Genomic DNA, 10,232 nt, shown 5'->3' with positions numbered 1-10,232 from the left:
CGGGCGCGTCGGCTGATAATGCCCGCGACTGGATGAACTTACCGAAAGATCTGAATATCATATTCGGTTATTATGCGCCAATGAACGTTGATGCCCCCGGCGTCAATATCGATGCCGATACCTTTCTCTTTCGTTACGGTTATACCTTTTCAATTGACGGGCGCACCTCGGCTATCCAGATTGTTCAGCCTTATACACGGTTGTCGGCCACGCCGGACAATGCCCGCTTCCCCGGAAGTTTTATCAATGAAAACCCCGGCGATACCCAGATTGTATTTGCGCATAACATCTTTGGCGGCCCGTCTTTATCCAAAAGTGAGTTTCGAAAATGGACGCCAGAGCCCTTTTTAACCGGTGCATTCTGGCTTACGGTGCCCGATGGTCAGTATGACAGTAATAACGTATTAAATTCCGGGGCCAATCGTTGGGTATTCAAACCAGAATTAGCGTCCGGTTATCCGATAGGCCCTGTCTGGCTGGAGCTGAATACCTGGGCGACGTTTTACACCGACAATGACGATTATTCAGGTAATAACACACTGTCACAACGACCATCCTATGCTGCTGAAGGGCATGTGAGTTATACCCTCTCCCCGGAATTATGGATCTCTCTGGATAGTTCATGGGCCGGTGGCGGTGAAACGAAAATCAATGGGGTAGTGCAGGACGACCGGAGTAACAACGTCATGCTCGGTACATCGATAGGGTTTCAGTTATCCCCGCAGTTTGGCGGCATGGTGGCATACAGCAATATTGTTGAGCATCGGGAATATTCTGCTGACGTCGATGGCTGGACGTTCCGCTTGCAGTATGCATGGTAAAAGGACACGAAAAAATGATCGCTTTTACTCATCACACCAGGCTTTTCTGGGCCGGGAGCCTGCTGGCTTTATCTTGTTATGCATGGGGTGAGAGTGCCAGTGTTGCGAATCAATCTAATAACCCGCTGCATCCGGCTTTCGCCCTGGCTTTTCATAATTATTACACCCCTGAACTCTATGGCAGCGAACAACATACTGATGATTTCTTCCTGCGCGGGACGATCCCCATAGCGCCGGGATTGATCCCTGTGCCCCAAATTTTCAGAATGTCAGTACCGGTTGTCACACGACCGCAAATTTCCGGCGGATATAATACCGGCATCGGCGATATTAATATTTTTGACATTCTTTTGCTTAAGCAAAAAGGCGTTAAACTCGGTGTCGGCCCCTTATTAACATTGGATTCAGCCTCACAGGACGAAACAGGCTCCGGTAAATGGCTGGCAGGCTTTTCCGCTGTTGTCGTACAGGATTCCGGCAGTGGTCTGTTTGGTGGATTATTGCAATGGCAGAAAAGTTTCGCGGGTGATAAAGATCGGACCAACGTTGAGACTCTCACATTACAACCTTTTGTTTTCCATAATCTTCCCCAAGGATGGTATCTGCGCTCGTCAGGGATAATGACTTATAACGTGCAAAACGATGATTACTATCTGCCCGTCGGCGTTGGTATTGGTCGGGCATGGAAATCAGGCAGTAACATAATCAATACCTTTATCGAACCTCAGTGGACCGTGGCACATAATGGGGATTATGAGCCGCAATTTACTCTCTTTACAGGATTGAACATTACCTTCGGCCGTTAATAAAAAAGCCTGTCGAGCTTTTATTTAATCGCCTTTAACATGGAGTACCCTATGAATAAGTTATTTATGATGAAAACAGTCGCGTCGGCTATTACACTTGCTATCCCGTTTATGGTTAATGCCGCGAATGGTCAACCGACTGAGGCCTATAAAGGCTATGACACGCCCGGGCAGTATATGGTCACTAAAACCACTACTCTGGCCGATAATATGATGCCGGTAATCTATAACGCCGGGCAGGAAAAGGAAACGGCACAAAAACTCGCAGAATTAGAAAAGAAAACGGGTAAAAAACCTAATATTCTGGTTTTTATCATGGACGATGTGGGCTGGATGGATGTTGGTTTTAACGGTGGCGGCGTGGCAGTAGGTAACCCGACGCCGGATATAGACAGGGTCGCGGAACAGGGGCTTATTTTAACATCCGCTTATTCGCAGCCCAGCTCATCGCCGACAAGAGCCTCTATCATGACCGGGCAATACTCAGCCCACCATGGCATTCTGGTGCCCCCTATGTACGGTCAGAAAGGAGGATTACAAGGCTTCACCACATTACCCCAGCTGCTACACGATCAAGGCTATGTCACTCAGGCCATCGGTAAATGGCATATAGGAGAAAATAAAGAGTCTCAACCTCAGAACGTTGGCTTCGATGATTTCCGTGGCTTCCTCTCCGTTTCAGATATGTATACAGAATGGCGGGACGCCAGTGTTAACCCAGAGATAGCCCTTAGCCCCTCCCGCCAGGAATATATAAAAAATCTGCCGTTTAATAAGAGCGATATTCATGCGACGCGTAGCGGAACATTTAATGAAGTTGCGGAGATCACTCCCAAATATATGGAAGATTTAGATCAACGCTGGTCGCAGTATGGTGCAGATTTTATCCGTACGATGCAGAAGAGCGATAAGCCTTTCTTTCTTTACTACGGCACCCGCGGCTGCCATTTCGATAATTACCCGAATGCGTACTATGCCGGTCGTTCTCCGGCAAAAACGTCATTTAGCGACTGTATGGTTGAAATGAACGATGTCTTTAACCGACTCTATAAGTCACTGGAAGAAACCAACCAACTGGATAATACCCTGATTGTCTTTACTTCTGATAATGGCCCGGAGGCCGAAGTCGCCCCCTATGGCCGGACCCCCTTCCGCGGATCAAAAGGATCGACATGGGAAGGCGGCGTCCGTGTTCCCACTTTTGTTTACTGGAAAGGCATGATACAGCCCCGCAAATCTGACGGCTTATTTGATATCACTGATATTTTCCCCACCAGCCTTGCCCTGGCGGGAAAATCGGGCGCTGAACTTGCGAAACTGGTTCCCAAAAGTACCTTTATCGATGGGGTTAATCAGGCATCCTGGTTTGTTGGAAATACAGGGCAATCTAATCGTCGGGCTGAGCATTACTTCTTAAACGGTCAGCTTTCCGCCGTACGGGTTGATGAGTTTAAATACCATACGCTGATCCAGCAACCTTATGCTTTCACCAGTAAAGGCTATCAGGGAGGGTTTACAGGATCTATCAGCAAGACAGCGGGATCAATGATCTTTAATCTGTATACCAATCCACAGGAAGATGAGAGTGTTGGCATTCGCCATATTCCTGTCGGGATAATCCTGCAGGAAGAAATCAAAAACTATAATAACATTCTCAATAAGTACCCGCCTTCAGTACAGATTCATTTGTAAGCTTTGCGCAAAACGGCCATCTGGTATGGCCGTTTTTTATTTTCATTTCTTTGATGCGCTGTTAATGTGAATGAGATCCGCATGCATTATATCGCTGGCTGGCCGACCACTGGCGATAAGATCGGTCATCGCCTTTAACCAGCGCGGCAGATGATTAAAATAGAGCTGAAAGCCCTCGCATAAATAATTGAGTCCGGGTTCGCCTTCTTTGCTGCGCATAAAGCGATGCTTCGGGCACCCCCCTTGACAGGCCTGTAACACCCTGCATTGACGGCACTGGCGTGGCAGCGAGTTATATTTATCAGTACCAAATTTTACCTGGCCCGCTGAATCGATCATCTCCGCCAGGGTTGCCCCCATAATATTGCCTAACCGGTGTTGCGGATAGACATAGTGGTCGCAGGCATAAATATCGCCGTTGTGCTCAACAATAACCGAGCGCCCGCAGGTGGGCTGATGGTGGCACACCGCGCCGGGGGCATTGATAAAGCGGGCAAACGCCCATTCGATATTCATGACAAAAATGCTGCCGACATCCCGCTTACGCCACTCTTCAAATACGCTAATAAGAAAATGACCATAATCGGCAGGCAATACCGTCCAGGGCGTCACGCGGCTTCCATCCCCGCCGGGAGCATGTAATTTTAGCCCGGCTTGCAGAGCGTCATCATCCGCCAGTCGTTCCACGACCGGGATAAACTGAATAAACTCTACCCCGGCGTCACGCAAAAAATGATAAATCTCCAGCGGGTACTGAGCGCTATGGCGATTTACGCATGTCAGTACGTTGTATTTTACCTTGTACTTTTGCAGCAGGGCGAGCGCCCGCATAACCCGATGATGGGTGGGTTTACCGCTTTTAGTAAGACGATACTTATCGTGGATCGCTGCCGGACCCTCCAGCGAAAGGCCAATCAAAAAATCGTTATCAGAAAAAAACTGACACCACGCATCGTTTAGTAAAATCCCGTTGGTCTGAAAACTATTAGATATTTTCCGGCCCGCGCCGTATTTTTGCTGTAGCGACACGGCTTTTTTATAAAATGCCAGCCCCGCTAACGCCGGTTCCCCGCCCTGCCAGGTAAAAGCGACTTCATCTTCAGGATACGTCGATTCAATATAACTTCGCACATACGTCTCAAGAACGTTATCGCTCATTATATTATGTTGTTGATAGTAAACTTCCTTTTCAAGATAAAAGCAGTAACTGCAATTAAGATTACAGACAGAACCAGACGGTTTTGCCATAACATGAAACGCACGTGTCTGAGTATTTTTTAACATATCCACATTCCTGTCGGGAAAGGTTCCATACAAAGCGATTTAATGGCTGCTTATTATCCCGACACAGACGGCGTAACTTTGTTGTACAAAAATAGCTTTTTTAAGGCTGATGATGCGTTTCTGCTATGCAGGCCACACATAACGGCATTCGCGTTTTAAGAATATTCTTTTTGCTCTCGCCGACTATGCTTAACGTTTAAAAAAACGAACAGCATTCTCGCAACGCACTCTTATTTCCCCTTTTGCATACCGGAGGCCTGGCATGAGCAACCACGGCGAATACCCCGAAGATAATCGGATTGGCAATCATGAACCGCACGATTTGAGTCTGACCCGTCGCGACCTAATCAAAGTCAGTGCCGCGACGGCGGCAACAGCCGTCGTTTATCCTCATTCAACGCTTGCAGCAAGCGTTCCGGCTGCAACTCCGGCCCCTGAAATAATGCCCCTCACACTAAAAGTGAACGGTAAAAACGAGCAGTTGGAGGTGGATACCCGGACCACGCTGCTGGACGCTTTGCGGGAGAATCTGCATCTGACCGGCACCAAAAAAGGCTGCGATCACGGACAGTGCGGGGCCTGTACCGTACTGGTCAACGGTCGCAGGCTGAATGCCTGCCTGACGCTTGCTGTCATGCATCAGGGGGCGGAGATCACCACCATTGAAGGTCTGGGTTCGCCAGACCATCTTCATCCCATGCAGGCGGCCTTTATCAAGCATGATGGCTTCCAGTGCGGCTACTGCACCTCCGGGCAAATTTGCTCATCGGTGGCAGTGCTGAAAGAGATTAAGGACGGCATTCCAAGCCACGTCACACGCGACCTGGTTTCCCCGCCTGAAATGACAGCCGATGAGATCCGTGAACGTATGAGCGGCAACCTCTGTCGCTGTGGCGCGTACGCCAACATCCTTGCTGCCATCGAAGACGCTGCGGGGGAGATAAAATCATGAAGGCATTTACCTATGAACGAGTGAATACCCCGGCTGAGGCGGCGCTCAGCGCTCAGCGTGTTCCCGGCGCAAAATTTATCGCGGGTGGCACCAATCTGCTGGACCTGATGAAGCTGGAAATTGAAACACCTACCCATCTTATCGATGTCAACGGGCTCGAGCTGGATAAGATTGAGGCAACCGACGCGGGCGGCCTGCGCATCGGCGCATTAGTGCGGAACACCGATTTGGCAGCCCACGAGCACGTGCGGCAGCATTATGCCGTACTCTCCCGCGCCCTTCTCGCTGGCGCTTCCGGCCAGTTACGTAATCAGGCTACCACCGCAGGTAATCTGCTTCAGCGCACGCGCTGCCCCTACTTTTACGATACCAATCAGCCCTGCAATAAACGCCTGCCCGGCAGCGGCTGCTCGGCACTTGAAGGCTTTAGCCGTCAGCACGCCGTAGTGGGCATAAGCGAAGCCTGCATTGCCACTCATCCGAGCGATATGGCGGTCGCGATGCGGTTGCTGGATGCGGTGGTAGAAACCATCACACCGGATGGAAAGGCTCGCAGTATCGCGCTGGCTGATTTTTATCGGCCGCCGGAGAAAACACCTCATATTGAAACCGCTCTGCTACCCGGCGAGCTTATCGTCGCGGTAACGTTGCCACCGCCTGTCGGCGGGGCACATTTCTACCGCAAGGTGCGCGATCGCGCCTCCTACGCTTTTGCTCTGGTGTCAGTCGCGGCGATCATCCAGCCAGACGGCAGTGGACGCGTCGCGCTGGGCGGAGTGGCGCATAAGCCCTGGCGCGTTGAGGCTGCGGACGCGCAAATGCCCCTCGGGGCGCAGGCCGTGTATGACACGCTGTTTGCCAGCGCACGTCCCACCGCTGAAAACACCTTCAAACTCCTGCTGGCGAAGCGAACGCTTGCCTCCGTAATGACAGAAGCGAGGGCTCAGGCATGAAATTTGATAAACCTGCCGGGGAAAACCCGATTGATCAGTTGAAGGTTATCGGTCGTCCACATGACCGCATTGATGGCGCGCTGAAAACGACCGGTACGGCACGTTACGCCTACGAATGGCACGAAATAGCGCCCAACGCCGCCTATGGCTATATCGTCGGTTCCGCCATTGCAAAAGGCCGGCTTACCGCCCTTGATATAGACGCCGCGCAAAAAGCGCCAGGCGTGCTGGCAGTCATCACCGCCGATAACGCCGGGGCACTCGGCAAAGGGGACAAAAACACCGCCAGACTGCTGGGCGGCCCCACGATTGAGCATTACCATCAGGCCATCGCTCTGGTGGTGGCAGAAACCTTCGAACAGGCGCGGGCGGCGGCCTCGCTGGTACAGGCACACTATCGCCGCGAAAGAGGGGCTTATTCTCTTGCGGATGAGAAACCGACTGTCAGTCAGCCCCCGGAAGATACGCCTGACAAAAACGTCGGTGACTTTGACGGCGCGTTCTCCTCCGCAGCAGTGAGAATTGATGCCACCTACACCACCCCGGATCAGAGCCATATGGCGATGGAGCCGCACGCCTCGATGGCCATCTGGGAGGGCAATAAGGTCACAGTATGGACCTCAAACCAGATGATTGACTGGTGCCGCACCGATCTGGCGAAAACGCTGAAAGTGCCCGTGGAGAATGTGCGAATTATCTCCCCGTACATCGGCGGTGGGTTTGGCGGCAAGCTGTTCCTGAGAAGCGATGCGCTGCTGGCGGCCCTCGCCGCCCGTGCGGTAAAACGCCCGGTTAAAGTCATGCTCCCCCGCCCCGTCATCCCCAATAACACCACTCACCGTCCCGCGACCCTTCAGCACCTGCGTATAGGTGCCGACCAAAGCGGAAAAATCACCGCTATCTCCCATGAAAGCTGGTCTGGCAATCTGCCCGGCGGCACGCCGGAAACGGCGGTGCAGCAAAGCGAATTTCTCTACGCCGGGGCGAATCGTCATACCGGCCTGCGGCTCGCCACGCTCGATTTGCCGGAAGGGAACGCCATGCGTGCGCCCGGCGAAGCCCCCGGATTAATGGCACTCGAAATCGCGATAGATGAGTTGGCGGAAAAAGCAGGCATCGATCCCGTCGAGTTTCGCATTCTGAATGACACTCAGGTTGATCCCGCCAGGCCGACACGCCCCTTCTCCCGCCGTCAGCTTATCGAGTGCTTACGCACCGGGGCGGATAAATTTGGCTGGAAACAGCGCAATGCCACACCCGGACAGGTGCGCGATGGTGAGTGGCTGATTGGTATCGGCGTCGCGGCGGGCTTTCGCAATAATCTGCTCGAAAAATCCGGCGCACGGGTTCACCTCGAGGAAAATGGCACCGTTACCGTGGAAACGGACATGACCGACATTGGCACCGGCAGCTACACCATTCTGGCCCAGACGGCAGCGGAAATGCTTGGCGTACCGCTGGAGCAGGTTACTGTTCACCTCGGCGACTCCAGTTTCCCGGTTTCTGCGGGGTCTGGCGGGCAATGGGGCGCGAATACCTCCACCTCCGGCGTGTACGCCGCCTGCGTGAAGCTTCGTGAGATGATTGCCTCAGCCGTCGGGTTTGATCCTGAGCAGTCGCAGTTTACCGACGGCAAAATTATCAGCGGTACGCGCAGCGCTGCGCTGCGTGAGGCTACGTCTGGCGGCAGGCTGACAGCAGAAGAGAGTATTGAATTCGGGACGCTCAGCGAGAAGTACCAGCAGTCGACCTTTGCCGGACATTTTGTTGAAGTCGGTGTGCACAGCGCAACGGGCGAGATCCGTGTTCATCGCATGCTTGCGGTGTGTGCCGCAGGGCGCATTCTGAATCCTAAAACCGCCCGCAGTCAGGTCATTGGCGCAATGACCATGGGTATGGGCGCGGCACTGATGGAGGAGCTGGCCGTGGATACTCGTCTGGGATACTTCGTTAATCACGATATGGCGGGGTATGAGGTGCCGGTCCATGCGGATATTCCGTTACAGGAGGTCATTTTCCTGGATGATACCGACCCCATTTCCTCCCCGATGAAAGCCAAAGGCGTGGGTGAGCTCGGCCTGTGCGGCGTAGGCGCGGCTATCGCCAATGCGGTTTACAACGCCACTGGTGTCCGGGTACGGGATTACCCCATCACCCTGGATAAGCTGCTCGATAAGCTGCCGGATGTGGTTTAAGGAGGAGCAATGTCATACTCGCTTTTTGATATAGACGAGCGCTTGCATAAGCCGGAACTGGCGTTTCTTACCGATGACCCCGTGACCATTCTGCGTTTTGCGGTGGAAGCGCTGATGGCCGGTAAAGCGGCGGTGTTAGTGACGCTGGTTGAGATACGCGGCGGCGCGGCGCGACCACTCGGGGCGCAGATGGTGGTGCGCGAAGATGGCCGCTACTGCGGTTTTGTCTCCGGCGGTTGCGTGGAAGCCGCCACTGCTTTTGAAGCGCTGGAGGTGATGGTCTCAGGCCGCGATCGCGACATTCGCTACGGCGAGGGTTCACCATGGTTCGACATTATTCTGCCCTGCGGTGGCGGGATCACTCTGACGCTCCATAAGCTGCGCTCACCACGGCCCCTTCTTGCCGTGCTGAACCGTCTGGAACAAAGAAAACCGGCGGGGCTGCGCTACGATCCGCAAGCACAATCGCTGGTGTGCCTGCCCGCGCAAACCCGAACGGGTTGGAATCTCAATGGCTTTGAGGTAGGGTTCAGGCCTTGCGTAAGGCTGATGATTTACGGAAGTTCTCTTGAAGCACAGGCAACCGCCAGCCTTGCGGCGGCAACAGGCTATGACAGCCATATCGTTGACCGTTTTCCATCCTCAGCCAGCGCTAAGATAGATGCCGACACGGCGGTAATTTTGCTGTGCCATGATCTCAACCGGGAGCTGCCAGTACTGCAGGCCGCGCGCGAGGCGAAACCCTTTTATCTCGGCGCGTTGGGCAGTTATCGAACGCACACGTTGCGTCTGCAAAAGCTCCACGAACTGGGATGGTGTAAGGAGGAGACAGAGCGAATCAGAGCGCCTGTCGGGATATTCCCTAAAGCCCGCGATGCGCATACTCTGGCACTCTCCGTGCTGGCAGAGGTCGCCTCTGTACGTCTCCATCAGAAGGAGGATCCATGCCAGCCCCCGTCGTCCTGATCCTCGCAGCCGGGCGTGGGGAGCGCTTTCTTGCTTCCGGGGGCAGTACCCATAAACTAGCCGCACAGCTCAACGGCAAGCCGGTTTTAGAACATGTGCTGGAAGCCGTCGAAAACGCGAAGCTGAAATGGCATCTGGTCTGCCCTGAAGGTGGAACGAGCGGCATGGGCGAGTCTATTTCTCTTGGCATTCACGCCACGCCTGAGGCTTCGGGATGGCTAATTCTGCCAGCCGACCTTCCCTTAATTCAGCCTTCATCATTGCAACGCGTCGCCGCGGAGCTCGAAGAAAATTCGATTGTGGTGCCTCACTACCAGCGTAACCCAGGTCATCCGGTCGGGTTCCGGCACAAATACCGTGCTGAATTAAGTGCCCTTTCCGGAAATATGGGAGCAAAAGAAATAGTGAGACGCGCACGACAACGGGGAGAGGTTAAAGATATTTTCCTGTCGGATTACGGTATCACCCACGATATCGATACCCTGGCAGACTTACAGGCGGCGCAAAGGTTAATAGACCTGTCGCATGCTTAACGACTGACTCATCCTTTGTAAGATCCGAAG

Annotated in this window: 9 protein-coding genes; 8 read left to right on the top strand and 1 reads right to left on the bottom strand. The window is 53.3% G+C overall.

The window, feature by feature from the left end; all coding sequences use genetic code 11:
• The 3 genes from QRD42_RS09130 to QRD42_RS09120 all read left to right on the top strand — a co-directional run.
• The coding region (locus QRD42_RS09130; RefSeq protein WP_321988673.1) for a transporter at positions 1-821 on the top strand (821 nt) is incomplete at its 5' end.
• A gap of 14 nt (positions 822-835) precedes the next feature.
• Complete coding sequence (locus QRD42_RS09125) at positions 836-1,627, top strand: hypothetical protein (protein ID WP_321988672.1); 792 nt, start codon at positions 836-838, stop codon at positions 1,625-1,627.
• A 51-nt stretch (positions 1,628-1,678) separates the two neighbouring features.
• A complete protein-coding gene (locus tag QRD42_RS09120; protein WP_321988671.1) occupies positions 1,679-3,319 on the top strand; it encodes a sulfatase-like hydrolase/transferase in 1,641 nt (546 codons plus the stop codon).
• Between the two features lie 42 nt (positions 3,320-3,361).
• Here the strand turns inward: QRD42_RS09120 and QRD42_RS09115 are convergent, their stop codons facing one another.
• Complete coding sequence (locus tag QRD42_RS09115) at positions 3,362-4,603, bottom strand: anaerobic sulfatase maturase (RefSeq protein WP_321988670.1); 1,242 nt, start codon at positions 4,601-4,603, stop codon at positions 3,362-3,364.
• 262 nt (positions 4,604-4,865) lie between these two features.
• On the opposite strand from QRD42_RS09115, the gene paoA reads away from it, so the two are divergent.
• From paoA to QRD42_RS09090, 5 genes are read left to right on the top strand one after another with little or no spacing between them, the layout of a single operon-like run.
• On the top strand, positions 4,866-5,555 hold the full coding sequence (gene paoA / locus QRD42_RS09110) for an aldehyde dehydrogenase iron-sulfur subunit PaoA (RefSeq protein WP_321988669.1): 690 nt from the start codon (positions 4,866-4,868) through the stop codon (positions 5,553-5,555).
• Positions 5,552-6,508 carry an FAD binding domain-containing protein gene (locus QRD42_RS09105; protein ID WP_321988668.1) on the top strand — a complete coding sequence of 319 codons (957 nt, stop codon included), beginning with the start codon at positions 5,552-5,554 and terminating at the stop codon, positions 6,506-6,508. Before paoA ends, QRD42_RS09105 begins: the two co-directional genes overlap by 4 nt.
• Complete coding sequence (paoC, locus tag QRD42_RS09100; protein ID WP_321988667.1) at positions 6,505-8,703, top strand: aldehyde oxidoreductase molybdenum-binding subunit PaoC; 2,199 nt, start codon at positions 6,505-6,507, stop codon at positions 8,701-8,703. The genes QRD42_RS09105 and paoC overlap by 4 nt, the downstream gene beginning before the upstream one ends.
• Before the next feature lie 9 nt (positions 8,704-8,712).
• Positions 8,713-9,669, top strand: coding sequence for an XdhC family protein (locus QRD42_RS09095; protein ID WP_321988666.1), 957 nt, complete (start codon positions 8,713-8,715; stop codon positions 9,667-9,669).
• The gene (locus QRD42_RS09090; RefSeq protein ID WP_321988665.1) at positions 9,648-10,202 is read left to right on the top strand and encodes a nucleotidyltransferase family protein; all 555 of its coding nucleotides are present in this window, start codon (positions 9,648-9,650) and stop codon (positions 10,200-10,202) included. The genes QRD42_RS09095 and QRD42_RS09090 overlap by 22 nt, the downstream gene beginning before the upstream one ends.
• Positions 10,203-10,232: the final 30 nt, after the last annotated feature.

The organism is Enterobacter sp. PGRG2 (genome assembly GCF_030291195.1).
GTDB lineage: Bacteria > Pseudomonadota > Gammaproteobacteria > Enterobacterales > Enterobacteriaceae > Enterobacter_D.
Note: the sequence above shows the minus strand (reverse complement) of the source record. Positions and strands in the feature narration are given on the sequence as shown.

Excerpts from the sequence above, each read along its gene's own strand:
- QRD42_RS09120 (WP_321988671.1), top strand. The coding sequence starts at position 1,679 with ATGAATAAGTTATTTATGATGAAAACAGTCGCGTCGGCTATTACACTT.
- QRD42_RS09095 (WP_321988666.1), top strand. The coding sequence starts at position 8,713 with ATGTCATACTCGCTTTTTGATATAGACGAGCGCTTGCATAAGCCGGAA.
- QRD42_RS09125 (WP_321988672.1), top strand. The coding sequence starts at position 836 with ATGATCGCTTTTACTCATCACACCAGGCTTTTCTGGGCCGGGAGCCTG.
- QRD42_RS09115 (WP_321988670.1), bottom strand. The coding sequence starts at position 4,603 with ATGTTAAAAAATACTCAGACACGTGCGTTTCATGTTATGGCAAAACCG.
- paoC (WP_321988667.1), top strand. The coding sequence starts at position 6,505 with ATGAAATTTGATAAACCTGCCGGGGAAAACCCGATTGATCAGTTGAAG.
- QRD42_RS09105 (WP_321988668.1), top strand. The coding sequence starts at position 5,552 with ATGAAGGCATTTACCTATGAACGAGTGAATACCCCGGCTGAGGCGGCG.
- QRD42_RS09090 (WP_321988665.1), top strand. The coding sequence starts at position 9,648 with ATGCCAGCCCCCGTCGTCCTGATCCTCGCAGCCGGGCGTGGGGAGCGC.
- paoA (WP_321988669.1), top strand. The coding sequence starts at position 4,866 with ATGAGCAACCACGGCGAATACCCCGAAGATAATCGGATTGGCAATCAT.